General features: G+C 39.9%; 15 protein-coding genes and 1 other RNA gene. 13 read left to right on the forward strand and 3 right to left on the reverse strand.

Annotation, left to right across the window (positions count from 1 at the left end; translation table 11 throughout):
- Window positions 1–3: 3 nt before the first annotated feature.
- The 13 genes from ACMUMK_RS03145 to rnpB all read left to right on the forward strand — a co-directional run bounded on the left by ACMUMK_RS03145 (window position 4) and on the right by rnpB (window position 11,854).
- Window positions 4–240 carry a DUF4266 domain-containing protein gene (locus ACMUMK_RS03145; RefSeq protein ID WP_414699665.1) on the forward strand — a complete coding sequence of 79 codons (237 nt, stop codon included), beginning with the start codon at window positions 4–6 and terminating at the stop codon, window positions 238–240.
- On the forward strand, window positions 227–1,396 hold the full coding sequence (locus tag ACMUMK_RS03150; protein WP_414699666.1) for a DUF3570 domain-containing protein: 1,170 nt from the start codon (window positions 227–229) through the stop codon (window positions 1,394–1,396). The genes ACMUMK_RS03145 and ACMUMK_RS03150 overlap by 14 nt, the downstream gene beginning before the upstream one ends.
- Before the next feature lie 39 nt (window positions 1,397–1,435).
- Window positions 1,436–1,987: a hypothetical protein gene (locus ACMUMK_RS03155; RefSeq protein ID WP_414699667.1), complete on the forward strand. Its 552-nt coding sequence runs from the start codon at window positions 1,436–1,438 to the stop codon at window positions 1,985–1,987.
- Window positions 1,988–1,989: 2 nt separating this feature from the next.
- The gene (locus tag ACMUMK_RS03160) at window positions 1,990–4,056 is read left to right on the forward strand and encodes a tetratricopeptide repeat protein (protein ID WP_414699668.1); all 2,067 of its coding nucleotides are present in this window, start codon (window positions 1,990–1,992) and stop codon (window positions 4,054–4,056) included.
- Between the two features lie 47 nt (window positions 4,057–4,103).
- Window positions 4,104–7,079, forward strand: coding sequence for a tetratricopeptide repeat protein (locus ACMUMK_RS03165; protein WP_414699669.1), 2,976 nt, complete (start codon window positions 4,104–4,106; stop codon window positions 7,077–7,079).
- The gene (locus ACMUMK_RS03170; protein WP_414699670.1) at window positions 7,066–7,800 is read left to right on the forward strand and encodes a tetratricopeptide repeat protein; all 735 of its coding nucleotides are present in this window, start codon (window positions 7,066–7,068) and stop codon (window positions 7,798–7,800) included. The genes ACMUMK_RS03165 and ACMUMK_RS03170 overlap by 14 nt, the downstream gene beginning before the upstream one ends.
- Complete coding sequence (locus ACMUMK_RS03175; protein ID WP_414699671.1) at window positions 7,797–8,072, forward strand: hypothetical protein; 276 nt, start codon at window positions 7,797–7,799, stop codon at window positions 8,070–8,072. The genes ACMUMK_RS03170 and ACMUMK_RS03175 overlap by 4 nt, the downstream gene beginning before the upstream one ends.
- Before the next feature lie 63 nt (window positions 8,073–8,135).
- Window positions 8,136–8,804 carry a MotA/TolQ/ExbB proton channel family protein gene (locus ACMUMK_RS03180; RefSeq protein ID WP_414699672.1) on the forward strand — a complete coding sequence of 223 codons (669 nt, stop codon included), beginning with the start codon at window positions 8,136–8,138 and terminating at the stop codon, window positions 8,802–8,804.
- A 39-nt stretch (window positions 8,805–8,843) separates the two neighbouring features.
- Window positions 8,844–9,383 carry an ExbD/TolR family protein gene (locus ACMUMK_RS03185; RefSeq protein ID WP_414699673.1) on the forward strand — a complete coding sequence of 180 codons (540 nt, stop codon included), beginning with the start codon at window positions 8,844–8,846 and terminating at the stop codon, window positions 9,381–9,383.
- The gene (locus tag ACMUMK_RS03190; RefSeq protein WP_414699674.1) at window positions 9,383–9,946 is read left to right on the forward strand and encodes an ExbD/TolR family protein; all 564 of its coding nucleotides are present in this window, start codon (window positions 9,383–9,385) and stop codon (window positions 9,944–9,946) included. Before ACMUMK_RS03185 ends, ACMUMK_RS03190 begins: the two co-directional genes overlap by 1 nt.
- Entirely contained in the window at window positions 9,943–10,962 is a 1,020-nt protein-coding gene (locus ACMUMK_RS03195; RefSeq protein WP_414699675.1) for an AgmX/PglI C-terminal domain-containing protein, read from the forward strand. The genes ACMUMK_RS03190 and ACMUMK_RS03195 overlap by 4 nt, the downstream gene beginning before the upstream one ends.
- Window positions 10,963–11,011: 49 nt before the next feature.
- Window positions 11,012–11,437 (forward strand): hypothetical protein, encoded by a 426-nt coding sequence (locus ACMUMK_RS03200; RefSeq protein ID WP_414699676.1) that lies wholly within the window; start codon window positions 11,012–11,014, stop codon window positions 11,435–11,437.
- Window positions 11,438–11,486: 49 nt separating this feature from the next.
- An RNA gene (gene rnpB, locus ACMUMK_RS03205) (RNase P RNA component class A) lies at window positions 11,487–11,854 on the forward strand.
- 22 nt (window positions 11,855–11,876) lie between these two features.
- On the opposite strand, the gene ACMUMK_RS03210 is transcribed toward rnpB, so the two are convergent.
- The 3 genes from ACMUMK_RS03210 to ACMUMK_RS03220 all read right to left on the reverse strand — a co-directional run bounded on the left by ACMUMK_RS03210 (window position 11,877) and on the right by ACMUMK_RS03220 (window position 17,471).
- Window positions 11,877–13,325 carry a hypothetical protein gene (locus tag ACMUMK_RS03210; protein ID WP_414699677.1) on the reverse strand — a complete coding sequence of 483 codons (1,449 nt, stop codon included), beginning with the start codon at window positions 13,323–13,325 and terminating at the stop codon, window positions 11,877–11,879.
- A 251-nt stretch (window positions 13,326–13,576) separates the two neighbouring features.
- Window positions 13,577–14,197, reverse strand: coding sequence for a hypothetical protein (locus ACMUMK_RS03215; RefSeq protein ID WP_414699678.1), 621 nt, complete (start codon window positions 14,195–14,197; stop codon window positions 13,577–13,579).
- A gap of 31 nt (window positions 14,198–14,228) precedes the next feature.
- Window positions 14,229–17,471, reverse strand: a complete 3,243-nt coding sequence (locus ACMUMK_RS03220; protein WP_414699679.1) for a CHAT domain-containing protein — start codon at window positions 17,469–17,471, stop codon at window positions 14,229–14,231.
- Window position 17,472: the final 1 nt, after the last annotated feature.

Consider the following 17,472-nt stretch of genomic DNA (forward strand, 5'->3'; position numbering starts at 1 on the left):
ACTATGAAAAAAGCGTATTTCCCTATTTTACTCAGCATTTTGGCCCTTGTTGGCGCTAGTGGGTGCAGTTCAACTTTTGAGCCTTGGGTGAAACCTTATGAACGAGATAATTTGGCTGACACCATTATGAGTATGAATAGAAATCCTGTTTCTGCTTCTTATACTAATCATGCTCTTCAGGCGCGTGAAGGAGCTAGAGGGGCTGAAGGCGGCGCTGGGGGTGGTTGTGGCTGTAACTAAATGTGTGTTGGGCGTTAAATTTATAAGCCTATTAAAAACTGCGGCCATATTGAGTTTAGTTGCACTTACTTGGCAGACTAAAGCTGCTGTATTACCGCAAGATAGATCTGATGCTATGTATCATTCATATCAAGGTGGAGGGATGTCTATCGATGGCCCTTCAATATTATTACGCAAAAAAATTGGCAACTCTGTATCTGTGTCGGCTAATTATTATGTGGATACCATTTCTGGTGCTTCTATCGATGTGTTAGCGACTGCTAGCCCCTATGAAGAAGAGCGCACAGAAAAGAGTGTTGGTGTTGATTTTTTGCACAACAAAACGCTGGTGAGCTTAAACTATACAAACAGCTTAGAGAACGACTTTTGGGCGGAGTCATATCATGTGGGTATTAGTCAAGATTTTTTTGGAGACTTAACTACCTTAACCTTAGGCTACTCCAAAGGAAATGATGATATATGTAGAATAGGTGATGCATCTTTTTACGAACAGGCTGAAAGGCAAAATTACCGGTTAGGGTTAACTCAAATTATCACTAAAAATATGATAGTGGGGTTGAGTTTTGAAAACATAGCGGACCAAGGGTACCTTAATAATCCTTATCGGTCGGTACGTTATTTAGACCCAAGCTCAGCAAGAGGTTATCAATTTGAAACTGAAGTTTACCCAAATACCCGCCGCAGTAATGCAGCTGCATTAACTGCTAATTATTATTTACCCTATCGTGCATCGGTTTACGGTGAGGCAAAACTATTCTCTGATTCTTGGGGCATAGAAGCAAACACATATAAAGTAGGATACATACATACTTTTGGTGATGACTGGATAGTTGAGGTTAGAGCCCGCCATTACTCTCAAGATAAAGCAGACTTTTATCAGGACTTATTTAGCCGAAGTGCGGAGTTTAATGTACGGGCTAGAGACAAAGAAATGAGCACATTTAGTAACGTCTCTATTGGCGCGAGCCTTACCTATGAATTTCAGTTTTCTGCCGCTAACTTTTTTAAGAAAAGCACCATTAACCTAGACATAGATCACGTCAATTATGATTATGATGACTTTAGAAATGTGTTAATTGATGCACCTGTTGGTGAAGAACCCCTTTTTCAGTATTCAGCTAATATCACGCGCTTATATGTGTCGATATTTTATTAGTCGCAAAGTGGCCAAATTAGCCTAAGGATAACCGATACTATGAATTGCAAATTTAAAACGCTAGCCATTTTACCTTATTTAATATTGATGTTGTTAAGTGTAGGTGCTCACTCACAAAGTGTGGTGGAGTCAGATGCTAATAGTGGTGAGCAAACTGTTACTCAACAGCTGCAGGCATTACGAAAGGAAGTCATTGCACTTAATCGTGACTTATTTGTATTGGAAGAAGATTTACTATTTCCTTCGAGTACCCAGCTAGTGGTTTACCTTTCAATGGATGTTGGTACTTACTTTAATTTGGATTCTGTGGAGCTACAAATAGATGGCAATACAGTGACTCATTACCTATACACAGAAAAGCAAATTCAAGCCCTTTATAAAGGAGGCGTTCAAAAGTTACACCTAGATAACCTTAGCCAAGGAGAGCATGAGCTAACTGCGTTTTTCATCGGTAAAGGCCCAGAGAACAGAGACTATAAGAGGGCCACGAGTTTGACCTTTAATAAGACTGCAGAGCCTGCGACATTAGAGCTAAGTATTATCGACTCAAGTGTAAAACAGCAGCCAGTTTTTAAGGCTGTTGAGCTGTAAATATGGCAATTAACAGTTTGCTAAAATCTTGTATTGGTTTTGTGCTTTGGTCAGCTATGGTTCCTATGGTGCTGGCTCAGGCAAAACTTGTGGCGAGCTCAGAAAACCGTGACTTGCAAAATGCTTATCAACAAGTGTTGTACGAATACTACCAAGGAAACTTTGCCCAAGGCCTAGCTAAAATATCACTTTTGGAGCAGCAGTATCCTGAGGGACTGTCTAACATATCTGATTCTTTGCGTGGCGAGCTTATTGAGCCAGAGCTGCTAAAAGGCGCCATGAGTTTAGCTTATGGTTTAAATGAGCAGGCCGCTGAAATATTCACAGAATTGTTAACAAATGCACAATCTAAAAAAGTCGCAGCCTATGCTTGGTTACTGTTAGGAGAAGCTTATTATAGGGAAGGTGAGTATGAAAGTGCGGCACAAGCCTTTTCTAACATTTCAATTACCCAAGCAGATAATTTTTTCGACTCCCTAACACGCGACCACTGGTTATATCTTCAATCTCAGTTAGATGGGTTTTTATTAAGCCCTAACACTCAAACCGTTACAGATTCAGCAACTGATAACTGGCTAGATAACCTATCTGATGACTCTATCTACCGCCAATACATTGCATACAATAAAGCCCTAGGTTTGTTACAAAGCAACAAGGTTGAACAAGCCATTACCGAGCTTGGTGATTTAGCATCGACAGACTCTGGGATCATTAAAAGGTGGGGTAATTGGATGAGCCCCCTATATCAAGCTCAGCAAGATGAAAATGACGCTGATGAAAGGGCTGCCATTCGAGATAGAGCCAACCTAACTTTAGGGTTTACTTTGATGCAACAAGGTAAGCCACATGACGCTTATCGTACATTTGAAAAAATTAGAACTGCTGGACTTGACTATAACAGTGCACTGTTAGGCTTTGGTTGGGCGGCGGCAGAGAAAGGGGACTTGCAAGTAGCATTGGCTATTTGGCAAAGACTTACCCAAATGCCACAGCATAGTGAATATACGTTAGAGGCATATATCGCCAGTGCTTATGCCTATGAAAAGGCCTTTGCGCCTAGGCAAGCCATGAATATGCTACAACTGGGTGTGACTCGATTTAAGGAAGCCAATCAAGTATTGGAATTGGCATTGGCACAGGTATCAGAGCCTAACTTTATTTTAGATTTAATTCCTGGAACATTTAAAACAGAAAATCAAGCTGATAGTTATGCCTTGTTGAGCCAAAAAGGTCAGGCGCTAGACGCACAGTTTATTTTTGAAAGTATTGCAGTCACTAATGAATTTAAAATAGGTATAGAGGCTTTAAAAAGTAGCCTAGAGATACAGGCTCAGTTACTTAGTTGGCAACAGCGTATGTCTCACTATCATTTAATGTTAGATGAGCGAAAAGTTGATAGAAGTTTGCGGGCAGAAGCCATGGTGACAGACCGTACCTTAGATAAATTAGAAAGCTTAAAAGGTCATAGAGATCTGCTAGCTGCAGAGTTAGAGCAAGCAGAGCGTCTGCAAGATGGTAGTGTTTTTATGTCAAAGCAGTACCAAGATTGGCTAAAAAGAGTCAAACGCTCAGAAGAAAGGTTAACAAGCATTGCCAAAATTAAGTCTCAGTTACAACAAACCCCTTTAACTGAGTCTTATCAAAAACGTCTAGACATAGTCGCGGGTAGACTAATTTGGCTGGCATCGGAAGACTTACCAGCAAACTTATGGCAGGCTAAAAAAGCACTTGCTGATTTAGACGATTCATTACTAGAGGCCGAACGTAGGCAACAAGGATTGTTAACTCAGCTAGCTACTGAACCTTTATACGCAAAGCATTGGCAAAGGGTTGACGCCATAGCAAAGCGATTAAGCATACAGCTTAAAAATAACCAATTGCTGCAACAAACATTGGTATCTCAGTTATCTACACTTTTTAAGAAAGCAATTATTGAACATAGTGACAAGGTGGATAATTACCTGTTGCAAGCCCAACTTGCGGCCGTGCGTTTAAGTGATCAAGCCTTGCAAAAAGATGAAGGTGAGCTGATAGAAGGCGGTGACGCTGCTAAGGATAATTCCCTATGATTTTGAGTTATCTGAGTTTTCATAATATACGTGCCCATGGCCTGTTTATGAGCCTGTGTGTACTAAGTGGCTGTAGTATTTTTAGCGACGGTTTGTCTGACCAGGCTCAAGAGCGCACTGAAGTGCCTACTGAAAGTTTAAGTGACGTTTATTTTGAGCCTTTGCCACTTGATCATTCTCCTTTACAACAGCCGGATACTAAAACCTTACGAGACAGATACCAAGCCCTTCTAGAGATAGTTGGCGATCCTAAAACGCGAGAAGTAGCAGCATACCGTCTTGCAGATTTAGAAGGACTCGTTGCTGAGGCGCAGTTAGAAGAAGGAGCGGCAACAGAGACAGCAAAGTCCGATGGTTCTCAGGCTAAATCACAGTTATTTGGCAGAACGATAGAGCGATATGAGAGCTTATTAATTAGCAACCCTACCCATGCTAATAGTGCAGAAGTATTGTATCAACTCGCCAAAGCTTATGAACAGCAAGGCTTAACCGAAAAATGTTACGGCGCATTAGAAAGGCTTGTTACGCAATTCCCAGACTCCCCTAATGTGGCAGAAGTGTATTTTCGTATGGGAGAGATGCAGTTTAATCAAGGTAAATATCTTAGTGCCATAGAAAACTATGAGCAGGTCATCGCCCAAGGAGACCAAAATCCCTATTACGCAACTGCAGCGTATATGTTGGGCTGGAGTTACTTTAAAGATGAACAACAGCTTGAAGCATTGACTGCTTTTAGTCGTTTGCTCGACCAAAGTTTACCTAATGAGGTAATTGCTGAGTCTATGCTGTCTCAGGTAGACAGCCGAGCTCAGATTGAAAGATTATCTGTGGGTAAAAAACGCTTGGTGAATGACACCATTCGTATTATGAGTCTACTGTTTTCCTATCAAGATAGCTTATTTACTGAGCCTGCTGCCAGTATACAGGCTCACTTTGAAAAGCTTGGCCCAAGACATTATGAATACGTTTTATATGATGCCTTAGCTCAGCATTACCTTAACAATGATCGCTATCGAGATAGCGCAAAAGCCTATAAGGCCTTTAGTGACCGTCATGCATTACACTTTCAAGCTCCTATTTTTGCCGTTAAACAAGTGGATGCTTATATTCTAGGGAAATTTCCTACCTTGGTGTTACCTGCAAAAGAAGAGTTTGTTATGCGCTATGGCATGGCTGGGGAGTATTGGACAAACTGGCCTTTGGTTTTACAAGAGCAAGTTGCGCCCTATTTAAATCAATACTTACGAGAGCTCGCTCAGTTTGAACATAGCCGTGCACAACTATTAGATAAGGCAAGTCGTGATAGTAAAGGTGACTATCTTGCAGCTAAGGTGCAGGAGTTAAAGCAACAAAGTGTGGCAGCCTATTTAAAGGCTGCAACTTGGTACAGACAATTTATAGATACCTTCCCTCAAGATGAACTGGCACCAGAGTTTTTATTTAGATTGGGAGAAAGCTATTTTGCCGCCGAGTATTATGAAGATGCGTTAGAGGTATTCGAAGCGTACGCTTATAAGCCAAGCTATGGGGTTGATCTTTCTAGCAAAGCTTATCCTAAGGCTTCTGAAGCTGCCTACTTAGCTTTGTTGTCGTACAGAGAGTTTATGGACAATGCTGAGTCTTTGAAAATAGAGTTAGATGCTAACTGGCTAGAGAGACAGCTGGCGAGTCAAATGAATTTTGTGACGAAATTCCCTGACGATTTACGAGCTCTTGATGTGCTACATACTAATATTCAGCAGCTGTTTTTACTGAAACGATATGAAAACGCCATAACAAACGCTCAGCTTTTACTTGGTTGGCAACCGCCTGCCAGTGCTGACAAATTATTGGCTAGTCACCTAGTTATGGCCCACAGTCACTTTGAGTTATTACAGTATCCCGCTGCTGAAGTAGAGTATCAGACCATACTAGAATTACTGTCTTTGCAAGATTTACGGCGGTTTGATATCCAAGACAAACTTGCCGCTAGTATTTATAAGCAAGGTGAAGCAAACCTTAGTCGCAATAACTTGCCCTTAGCTGTGAATGATTTTTTACGGGTTATCGCTAAAACTCCCAACTCAGCGATTCGTTTAAATGCTCAATATGATGCTGCGAGCTACTTATTAGAGCTTGAGGAATGGCAGCAAGCAATAGGGTTGCTAGAGGACTTTAGAGCGCGTTTTCCCAATCATGAGTTGACTAAAAATATTCCAGATCAATTGATTTTAGCCTATCAGCAAAATGAAAATTGGCAGCAAGCCGCCGAAGAGCTACTGGCGTTACATCAAAGCAATCCAGAGTCAGAAGAGGGCCGTCAGGCCTTGTATGTGGCTGCAGGTTATTTCTACAAAATTGACAATAGGACTCAGGCGTTAAATGCCTATCGTACCTATGCACATAGTTATCCATTGCCTTTTGCAGAGGCGAACGAAGCGCGTTTTATCATGAGTGAGTTTTATCTGAAAAGTAATGAAGCTACAAAAAGACGTTTCTGGCTGAACAAGTTGATTTTGGCAGACAGACAAGCTCAGCAACAGGCTAATATGCAGCGTAGTGATCGTTCCCGTTATCTAGCTGCTATGGCATCAAATGTGTTTGCCCAAGACAAACTCTATAATTACAAGGCGATAAAATTAACTCAGCCATTAAAAGATAGTTTAACCAAGAAAAAGGCAGCGCTTACTGATGCATTAGAAGCTTATAATCAAACTTTGTCTTATAAGATTGCTGAGTTTAGTACTATTGCAAATTTTGGCATTGCAGACATTTATCACCAACTTGCAAAAGATCTTATGGCTTCTAGTCGCCCTGATAACCTAAATGCATTAGAGCTTGAGCAATATGAAATACTGCTTGAAGAGCAAGCATACCCATTTGAAGAGAAGGCCATAGAAATTCACGAAACTAACGCTAAAAGAAGTTGGAATGGTGTATACGATGATTGGGTACAGCAAAGCTTTAAGGCCTTGCAGGTTTTACTACCAGGTCGCTATAACAAGGTAGAAGAGCTTTCTGAGGTGACAAATGAAATTTACTAATTGTACAACTCTAGTTTGGGCCCTTTGTATCGCGGGAGTGTTAACGGCTTGTACCAGTGTACCTGTGTCTGAGGAGGCTAGATCAAGTGCTGATGTTGAAAACATCGATACTCCAGCTACTGAGCCCTTAACGCCTTTTCAAGAAAAAGTATTGAGCTTAAAAGCCCAGCCTAATTTGTATACTCAAGGGGTTACTGAATCAAACGGGCAACTTTCACCTTCTATTAAAAAGCAGTTTACTGATGCAGTGGCTCATAAAGCTAAAGGAGAACTGGCAGAAGCTGAAGCGCTATTAAAACGTTTGTCACAAGCTCAACCTCAGTTATCTGGAGTGTGGTTAACATTAGCTGAAATTGAATGCTCAAAAGCAGAAACAAGCAGCCTAGAAAAATGCGAAACCTATGCCACTAATGCCATTAAGGCGAATGAACTCAATCTTAATGCCCATATCCTAATAGCCTTGGTTTATCGTAAAAAAGGACAGTTCTCCCAAGCTCTACATCATTACAATAAAGCCTTGGAAGTGTGGCCTGCTTTTCCAGAAGCATACAGAAATAGGGGGATTTTATACGACCTATATTTGGGAGAAAAACACATGGCTCTAGATGATTACACCCTATACCAAGCATTGTTAGATAAGCCTTCTCGGCAAGTAAAGGGGTGGATGGCAGATTTACAGAGGCAAATAGAAGCCCAGCAAGATAGTGGAGGCATGCTATGAAGAAATCTTATTTATTGATTACATTATGTTTATGGAATTCTATACTTTTTGCTCAGGACTCAGAAGTGGTCACTATTGAAGAAACAATTCGCGCTAATCAAGAGCAGCCTAAAGTGCTAACCATAGTGCCTTGGCAGGCTCCAACGGTAAAAGAAGGGTTACCTAGTCATATAGTTGAGCGCATAAATAAGCAGTTTTCCCCCTTGCAAAGAGGAGAACTCTTAAGAGAGCTAAAAGTTTTACGTAGCAAAAATACATACCCAAAACACTAGTTTCATACCTTGTGGAAGAAAGTATTGTTATATAGTGTCCCTACTGATTTTTAGGAGTAAGTCATGGATTTTTTCCAAACTATTGTGAGATTTTTTCAGGAAGGGGGCACCTTTATGTTCCCAATTGCAGTGGTCTTAGCGATAGGGTTAGCAATCGCCATTGAACGCTATATTTTTATTAGCTTTGCAAAAAGTGTGAATAAAAAAGCCTTTAAACAAATGGAACCGCTTCTTAATAAGCATGATTATACAGGTGTGTTAAATTTTGCTAGCAGTAGTAAAGCACCTATCAGCCGTATTATTGGAGCAGGAATGGCGAGGTTAAACAATAGCCAAAGACGTGAAGACATTGAATACGCAATGGAAGAAGGTCTGATGGAAACTACCCCGCGCCTAGAAAAACGAACTGCATACTTAGCTACTTTGGCGAACATATCCACTTTGTTAGGTTTGTTAGGCACAATTATTGGACTTATCGCCGCCTTTTCAGCAGTGGCTACCGCTGACCCTTCTGAAAAAGCCAGCTTACTGTCACAAAGTATTTCGGTTGCTATGAATACCACAGCGTTTGGCTTAATTGCAGCTATACCTCTTTTAGTGTTTCACTCTGTTTTACAAACCAAAACTACTGAAATCATCGACAGCATGGAAATGGCTGGTGTGAAATGTGTCAACGCTTTAATTGCTCGTAATGACTTGAATAGTCGTTCACGTTCATCAGACGATAGTTAATTAAATCTGATAGTTGGAACTAGAACCTAGGACGTTGTTATGGCCGGTAGATCATCATTTGCACGAAAAGGGCGTAAGCCTAAACAAGACGCTGAGCTTGATATCACTTCATTTATGAATTTAATGATAGTACTGGTACCTGTGCTATTAATGATGATGGTGTTTTCTCGTATCACAGTATTAGAGCTGACCTTACCCGAGTTAGGTGATGCTAGTGCTCAAAATATTGATGAAAAAAATCAGCGTTTAGAGCTAGTAGTGCGAGCCGAAGGTGTATCTGTTTTTTACCCTCAGGGATATTTGGTCAAAGAAGTGCCTAGCTCTGAGCAAGGTCATGACTATGAAGCAATTCAGTTTGTTCTAAAACAAATCAAACAAAGCCTATTGAATAAAGATATTGATAAGAAAGCTGCCACCTTATTGTTAGAAGAAAACACACCCTACGAAGTAATAGTCGCCCTAATGGACACGACCCGTTCCTATGAGGATGTATTGATTACCTCTGTGGTAGATGCTGAATTGTTCCCAGAAATTTCATTAGGTGATGCTCCGCTAGTCTCAGAACAAGGGAGCAAATAATGAAAAAGTCAGCCAGAGCATTAAGAATGCAACGCCATCATAAGCGCATGGCTAAAGAGTCTAAGCTAAGTCTGGTCTCTTTAATGGACATTTTTACCATCTTGGTATTTTTCTTAATGGTGAACGCATCTGATGTGCAGGTTTTACAAAACAATAAAAGTGTTGAGTTACCTAAATCTACATCTCAACAGGCAGCTAAAGAAACGTTAATTTTAATGGTAAATAACCAAGATTTAATATTGCAAGGTAGAAAGCTTGTTGATGTCGCTAATGTTTTAAACCAAGAGCAAGATATTATTCCTGAACTAGTTGCCGAGTTAGAATATCAAGTCAAACGTTCAAGTGCTCCAGCACCTGAACAAATTGATGGCGAAGAGGTTATTGCCAGAGCTATCACAGTTATGGGTGATAAGAGTATTCCATATACTGTACTTAAACGAATTATGCAGACCTGTGCGCAAGTAGGGTTTACCAATATTTCATTGGCAGTAGAAGGTGAAATGCCAAAGGAGCAAAAAAACACACCTGATGTTAACGCCAGCACGGAGCAGGATGCAGTATGAATGTTGCCACAGCCAACTATCAAAACACCTCTTTGACTGCTGATAGCTTTGTCACCGAGTTACCTTGGTCATCAAGTGTTGCTGAAAACAAGCGCTTTACTGTTATCACCGCCATAGTCTTGTGTATTACCTTAATATTTGCTGGCTTAATCAAGTTGCAAGAGTTGCCTGAACGTCCTAGAGCTGAGAAAGAAAAAGTACCTGCGCAATTAACACGAATTATGGCCCCTAGAAAAGTTGAGCCTCCTAAACCTAAGCCTATTCCAAAACCAGAGCCCAAACCTATTGAGCCTGAACCTAAAAAGCCAACTCCTGAGCCCAAAAAAGAGCAGCCTAAGCCTAAAAAAGAGCCTGTTAAACCTACTCCCACTAAAGTAAAGACACCTACTAAAGCTGAAATAACAGAGCAAGCTAAGGCAAAAGCGCAACAATCAGGTGTGTTAGCTTTTCAAGATGACTTGGCAAGTTTACGAGACAATAACAGTTTTAATAATCTAGCAGATACAGACACTATTAAAGGTGCAGGGGCTAGCGACCAAACTCAACGTAAATTTGTGGGTAAAAAGGTAGCTGGTGGTAGTGGTGGTGTTGATACTAGTCAATTGACCTCAGATATAGGTGCTAAGGGCGAATTGAAAGGCACAAAAACAACTGAATATGTGGCGCCTACCGAAGGGCTGGCGTCTATAGCAGCTAAGCAGTTGGAAGTAGCAGATCAAGTACTAGGCAGCCGAGACATAGAATCAATCCGAAAAACGCTTGATGCCAATAAAGGCGCCATTTATGCAATTTATCGAAGAGCATTAAGATCGGATCCCAGTTTAGAGGGAAAGCTAACTGTTAACCTTACCATTGAGCCTAACGGTAGTGTATCTGACATTAAATTAGTATTTAGCGAGCTAGAATCTGCAACCTTAGAAGGTAAGCTTCTGAATCGTATTAAGCTGATTAACTTTGGTGAGCAAGCCGTTACACAAACATTACTGGATTATTCATTTAACTTTTTACCATTCTAGCTTACAGTTTACCTAGGGCTAGGTTTTAAACTGTAAGGATTGCATTTGGATGTTTGATCAGCATGGATTTTATTCACTCTCCTGCCATGGACGAGTAGTATTTTTAGAAATGAAAGGAGCGTGGAATCACGAAACCACGCTAGCGTTCAAACAAGATATCCTCCAAAAATCATCCCCATTACATGGTGAGCCATGGAGCTTGGTGACCGACATGAGTGACTGGGAACTATTTACACCAGAGTGTGAGGCCACCATAGTAGAAACAGTGAAACAGGCTGTTGCTAATGGCTTAACAAGAGAAGCCATAGTAAATAGCAAAGGCTTTATTAAACTACACCTATTTGATAAATATAAAGATAGAACATTGTATTTTGATAATGATATTGCTTTTGTAAGACGAGTATTTACTGAGACTAAGGACGCGTTACAGTGGCTGCAAGCTGAAGGCGTAAATGTGCCTAATGAGCCCAAGTAATCAGAATAACTCGTTTACTCGCTCCTTTAGAGGCTGTAGAATCCGCCGCGGAGTTGGCCTGGTAATCGCCGTTTAGTTTTCATTCGTGAATTTCTAAAGGGAGGAAAGTCCGGGCTCCAAAGGGCAGGGTGCCAGGTAACGCCTGGGCGGTGTAAGCCGACGACAAGTGCAGCAGAGAGAAGACCGCCTATTTGTTACGTGTAATAAATAGGTAAGGGTGAAAGGGTGCGGTAAGAGCGCACCGCATCACTGGTAACAGTGTATGGCAAGGTAAACTCCACCCGGAGCAAGACCAAATAGGATCTCTTATGGCGTGGCCCGCGTTGAGATCGGGTGTGTTGCTTGAGCCAGTGAGTGATTGCTGGCCTAGATGAATGATTACCCACGACAAAACCCGGCTTATGGCCAACTCCAATTTTCCCTTTTATACTTACCTTTCTTAATCCCAAAGTATCTGGTGTTTAGAAATACTAAAGTAATGGTGTGGATTCCAAAACCCTTCGTTAATTTCGGGCAATTTAGTTTCATTTAGCTGGCGCATGTGAGTATTGCGTAGTGTCACTAAATCTTCAGGGCTCATTTCGTCTAAACAATGCTTTGGTGTATCAAAAAACAAGTTATTGCTTTCGAGTAGGGTAAAGTCTTTTGGGTTATCTGAAATATCTTTACTGATTGATATGCGTCTACAGGTTGGGGTCTTGGGGTGCTCTGGACTTAAGCGTGTCACTATTCCGTAAAAGTAGTTGTTTAGCTTTTCACCAATATCATGGGGCTGGACGTAAAGCACCCCCAAGCCCAAAGGAAAGTATCCAACTAATTGAATGAAACACTCATTCGCTTGGCTACATATAAAGGCATGTTTGGCAGAATTGTTAAGTACAGTTACTACATTGGGTAAATCTAAAAAGCGGTAAGTTGGTTTAGTTGATAGCACGAATGATGAATAAATCTGGGGTATTTTAATGATATTACCGATGCTATTTTCAGAAGGTTTAACTGCATCAAGTAATAAGCCAGACACGAACTTCATGCGGTTTAATTGTTTCTTCTCGAAACGTTGTTTTTTCTCGGGGTCGTCTCCTTCGTATTTAGAAATCCCTATACCATTGGTTAAAAAATCTTGGGTTTGCTCATGATTTATAATCAATAATATAGTTCGCGTTTCTTTTTCTAATACCCTAAATTCATCCTGTGAACTATCGGCACCCTTTAAAAGCCGTTGAGCCTCTGGGTGTTGCATACCTATATCTTGAAGTAATGCTGCAATAATAACGGGAATAGCCACGTCTAGTTGAAATTGGCTATAACTCCCCGCTTTTTGTGAAAATCGAGTGTTAGAGTCAAATCTACTGGTGATATAGGTATTATTTAACTTGCCTTCTAGTAACATCTTATCAAGCAATCTTAGGGACAAGACGGCTTTGTATAAGGGCTTGTAAAGGTGGTGCATTTGTTGCCGGTTACTGGACTCTGTGCTTGATAACATAAATAGCGTAGCCAATAATTTGGAGCTTTTAAGGTTAGTTTGTTGTAGGTTTTTACCTTCCGTGAGGCGCAATACATTGACGCAAATGTTAGCTAAACATTTATATCTTAACTGGCGATCATTGGTTTGTTTTTGCTCTTCATCTTTTAATTCTCTGGCGAATTTTTTTACTTGTTTCTGAGCATATTCACGCTTGCTTTCGGAGACTGTTTCTAAATACTCCTCCGCTCCTTTTAAGTTAGCTTGACAGGTTCTGAGCGTGCCTGCATCTGCTTGGCATGATGTATAGTAAATTTGGGCAAGTTCGAAAAAAGAATCTTTACGGGTAGAATTTTGTTGAATTTGATTTATGAGAGACTGTACCGAGCGGGTATAGTCTGAATCGCTCAAATTTGTTGTCATGTAAATTTGTTCCAAATGCCAGTAGAGTTTTGCACCATGAATACTACTAAAGACTTGTCTTAGATAATAGTGATTACAAAGACTGAAAGCAATGGGGAGTTTTTGTGGCTTTCAGGTTCTCACTTTCATTACCAAGGAAGGATATTTTAGTAATGAAAGTGAGTAATTAATTATCTAATGTATATGACAAGGTCTAAGGGATCGCAAAGTACAAGAGTGATAGTAAGCATATCGAAAGCCTTTGATAGTTTCTAGTTTCTGCCGCCTCCACTGCTTGATCCGGCATGATGATTTTTGTTAGTTACATTGTCTTCGTCGATAGTGTGGCATACCGCATTTAACTCATCAAAATGATGGATTTCAAAGAAAAATGCTCTACTGTGCTTTCCATCATTAAAAGGGGAGTCGAAGATAGCAATATTCATAATATGCTCGCATTTTTCATGAGCATCATCAGTTGTCTCCTCACTGTTTGCTACTTGATAATAAAACGGGTATTCAACCTGTATACCCCCAGGTATTTCATTTATAGTAGATTCTCTTGAGCGATTTTTGAACAAAATTGGTGCATCTTTACCGTCTAGTTTGATGCTAATTTCTGAAGCGTTATTAGTAGGAATTATTTTAAGTTTGAAGCCTCTCCATTTGGAACCGTTCGGGGTACTGGTAATAACAAAGTGTCTATTTTTCGTATCGGTTCCTGGCCCGTCTTGATGATCAGCTCTAATACGTTCTATTCTTTTTTGTCTACAAGCAAGATCACAAGCAGTTGTTGGTACTTGAATTGATTTAGCATGGCTATGTTCTTCTGGCGACTGACATCCTGTCAGTATGAAAATTAATGAGATGGATGTTGCAAGTAAGTTCTTCATTTTTAATTCCTCGTTAGTTTTACTACACAAATTAAATTGTCCCTTGATGTACAAATCCTGCCCAGTAGAAGGGATGCTTCCAAGGCTGGTGGCCATTTTTTTTACGGAAATTTTTAATATCCAGTTTTGCTTTTTGTAGTGCGCTAGATATGGAGAGATTGTTGTTTACCATATACATATAAAACCGTTTCATTAATTCTGCTGTGGCTTTGTCTTGTACCGACCATAAACTTGCCACTACACCTTTGGCCCCAGCTTCAAAAAAGGCTCTGCTCAGCCCCATATTACCTGTGCCTTTTATCAATTTTCCTGAGGCTGTTTTACAACCGCTTAACACTACTAAATTAGCCGGAATAGAAAGTTGTCGTATTTCTGGTGCTAGTAATAGGTTGTCGCTTGAATCAGTGTTTGATAGCACCAACCCCGCCAACGAAGGAGTATGGGAGTAGCTAATACCATGTGTAGCAAAATGTAGAACCTGATATTCGCTAAGGGGCTGGGTAAGTAGCTGCTGTTTTGATGCTTTATGACTGAATAGTGTTGTGCTGTTGTTAGCAAATATCTGCTCAATGACCTCTGCTTCTTGTTGTGAATAAGGCAGGGCGCTAGCGTCAAACCCACCCCTCGTTAAAGCTATTTCTAAAGAGCTGAATTTTGATTCACTCTCCATTACTGGGTTAGCAACCAATAACAAATTATCACTAGTTGATATGTGTGTTTTGGACTCAATAAGGCGTACGTATTCTTTTAAAGAGGGAAGGTAAGAAATGGCCGCAAGCGCTACCAATGACTGTTTTTGTGGCCCTACTTTGAGTAGTGAGAATGGAATGTCGTGGAGCAAACCATCGGGGATAATGGTAATTTGTTTAAATCTGAGCCAATCAATATCTAACGATTTGAATAAGATAGAAGATAGGCGTGTAACCTCGGACTTGGCTGTTGCGCGTTTTAATTTAGCCTGTGCTAAGTCAGATATTTTTGGAATTAACTCAAGTATGGCCTCATTTACTTCTTTTTCTTTTGGTAATAAATAATGGGCAATATTTGAGTTTGATATTGCCCATAAATGACTTTGGGTGGCGGCCAAGTCAAAGTAAAAAATTAGCTCTTCTGAAGATAAGCTTTGCTGAATCGCGTTGAGGTTAAGTTCCTTTGGTTTTGGAGGGGTATTTGGTTCTGTTTGTTCAACATTTATTTGAGTAGTCGAGGCTTCCAACTCTTGAATTTGATTGGCCAGTAATCGTGTCTGTTTAGCTAAAGCTAACCTGTCTGAAGCCTTTGTTAACTTTGCATAGTCAACTACTTTAGTTTGTAGTTGAAGATTAAGTGTTTGGCGCTTTTTCTTTAATTCTTGTGAGTGAGCAGTTATAAGATTATCAGGAGTTTGAGAGGCACCTATGATTTGCGCTCGAAATAACTCTGCTGTTTTTAAGGTTGACTGGGGATTACTCCCCGATGCTAACAGTGTATCTATGTATAAGCTGGCGATTTTTTGTTGGAGCCCTAAGTAGCTCCTTTTTAAATCCCCTCTTGAAATAGAATGTTGGTGTTGCAAAATCTCAGCGGTTAACCTCTGCAGTGACTCTAAAGCCAATGTTATATTGCCGCGACTATATAGAGTTTTTATATATCGATAGTCAGTATCTAACTTTCCAAACAGATTGTTGTTTTCTTGTAAGTAGCTACGACTTTTTTTGAAATACTCCTCCGATTTAGTATTATTTTGATTTAAAAAATGAATCTCAGCCGCCTGACTAAAAGCTTGGTTTAAGGTGATAGGGCTCTCTATTTTATGCAGGTATTCTAATGCCAACTCCTGAGTTTTTAGTGCTTCTTGATATTCACCTAAACCAAGCTGAATGCTAGCTAATCTGTTATAAGCGGTGCCAATATCATAATTATTTTCTGTTAATAGATCATGTTCAAGTACGTTTTGAGCGTAGGTTAACGCCTGCGTATAATTCTCTAGTTGGCTATGGATAATACTTAAGAAATACTCAATATTTATCATGTCATTTTTAGCATCAACTCGCTTGTAGCTTTTAAGTGCTTCTTCAAAAAAGTCGGTGGCTAATTCCATTTGCCCCATAAGCAAATGTATTCTGGCTTTTTCTTGATTTGCCCTACCATCAATAACTGTATACGGGTAATTTTTACTAGTAAGTAAAGCGGTATTAATAAAATGATTCGCTAGGTTGATCTCCCCACTAATTCTATAGGAATAAGCAATATGGGTATTGAGTTCAGTGATTAGCTTTTTATGGTCTAGCTTTTTAGATAAAGTTAATGCTTGAAAAAACTGGTTTAAAGCGAGCTCATGCTTACCTTGGTTAATGTATAACCAACCTAACTCTGTCATCAACAATATGGTATTACGCCAATCTCCGTATTCAGTAAATTGAGCTAGGCTAGTTTCCATATAATCTATGCTTTCTAAATATTTACCTTGCTCTTCTGCTAGTTTTCCTAGTTGCAGCGATAGGTAAGCTTGTAGTAATTTTTCTTTCTGTTTATGTATAGTGGGTTGTAATGAAATTAGTTTTGGCTTTATATCTTGATAGCTAATATTACCAATTTCATATAATCCCAATTGCAATTTAACTCTTATCACTAGTGCAGGGCTTAGCTCTTCTAGTATATTCTTGAGTTCATTAAGATATTCATTTTGAAGAATATGATTAGAGTCATAGTGGGCAGATTGAGAGGCCAGATACTTATACCTACCAACTAATCTCGTATTATTATGAAACTCACTTAATTTGAAAGCTCTTTCATAATGAATAAGTGAGTCTTTGACATGTTTATCAAAATTTTTGTAGTCATTAAGGGCATGTAACCAAGCAATCCCAGCCTTTGCGGCCAGTTCCATAATGGCTTTTTCAGTAGGGTCTATAGATTCTCGTTTTTCAAAAGTTAGTTGGTATTTACCCGATTGATCGATTGTTTCACGGGGGAGCACTTTAACTATACATTGGCTACAATCATCTGCGGTGATATATAGCAGCTCGTTTAGCCACGTGTCCGTAGGGGTGCTTAGTTGGTATATCTCTAATTCTTTGCCATCGACAACTTCGGCTAGTGCGACTTTTACATCGGCGTTGATTTGTTCGATAGATATTGAAATTGCTTGAGTGGGAGCTACTTCAAAATGGTATTGGTCTTTATCTCCTAAAATACCTTCAAAGATTTGCACACTATTTTGAATGTCGACTGTTTTAGCAATCACCGATGAACAGCAGAGTATCAAGCTAAATAGTAGTAGTGTTGAACTCATT

Source organism: Paraglaciecola sp. 2405UD69-4 (genome assembly GCF_047525415.1).
GTDB lineage: Bacteria > Pseudomonadota > Gammaproteobacteria > Enterobacterales > Alteromonadaceae > Paraglaciecola.

What these genes read in the sequence shown, in the direction of transcription:
- ACMUMK_RS03145 (WP_414699665.1), top strand. Translation starts at nt 4, where the DNA reads ATGAAAAAAGCGTATTTCCCTATTTTACTCAGCATTTTGGCCCTTGTT.
- ACMUMK_RS03155 (WP_414699667.1), top strand. Translation starts at nt 1,436, where the DNA reads ATGAATTGCAAATTTAAAACGCTAGCCATTTTACCTTATTTAATATTG.
- ACMUMK_RS03160 (WP_414699668.1), top strand. Translation starts at nt 1,990, where the DNA reads ATGGCAATTAACAGTTTGCTAAAATCTTGTATTGGTTTTGTGCTTTGG.
- ACMUMK_RS03165 (WP_414699669.1), top strand. Translation starts at nt 4,104, where the DNA reads ATGAGCCTGTGTGTACTAAGTGGCTGTAGTATTTTTAGCGACGGTTTG.
- ACMUMK_RS03170 (WP_414699670.1), top strand. Translation starts at nt 7,066, where the DNA reads ATGAAATTTACTAATTGTACAACTCTAGTTTGGGCCCTTTGTATCGCG.
- ACMUMK_RS03175 (WP_414699671.1), top strand. Translation starts at nt 7,797, where the DNA reads ATGAAGAAATCTTATTTATTGATTACATTATGTTTATGGAATTCTATA.
- ACMUMK_RS03180 (WP_414699672.1), top strand. Translation starts at nt 8,136, where the DNA reads ATGGATTTTTTCCAAACTATTGTGAGATTTTTTCAGGAAGGGGGCACC.
- ACMUMK_RS03185 (WP_414699673.1), top strand. Translation starts at nt 8,844, where the DNA reads ATGGCCGGTAGATCATCATTTGCACGAAAAGGGCGTAAGCCTAAACAA.
- ACMUMK_RS03190 (WP_414699674.1), top strand. Translation starts at nt 9,383, where the DNA reads ATGAAAAAGTCAGCCAGAGCATTAAGAATGCAACGCCATCATAAGCGC.
- ACMUMK_RS03195 (WP_414699675.1), top strand. Translation starts at nt 9,943, where the DNA reads ATGAATGTTGCCACAGCCAACTATCAAAACACCTCTTTGACTGCTGAT.
- ACMUMK_RS03200 (WP_414699676.1), top strand. Translation starts at nt 11,012, where the DNA reads ATGTTTGATCAGCATGGATTTTATTCACTCTCCTGCCATGGACGAGTA.
- ACMUMK_RS03210 (WP_414699677.1), bottom strand. Translation starts at nt 13,325, where the DNA reads ATGACAACAAATTTGAGCGATTCAGACTATACCCGCTCGGTACAGTCT.
- ACMUMK_RS03215 (WP_414699678.1), bottom strand. Translation starts at nt 14,197, where the DNA reads ATGAAGAACTTACTTGCAACATCCATCTCATTAATTTTCATACTGACA.
- ACMUMK_RS03220 (WP_414699679.1), bottom strand. Translation starts at nt 17,471, where the DNA reads ATGAGTTCAACACTACTACTATTTAGCTTGATACTCTGCTGTTCATCG.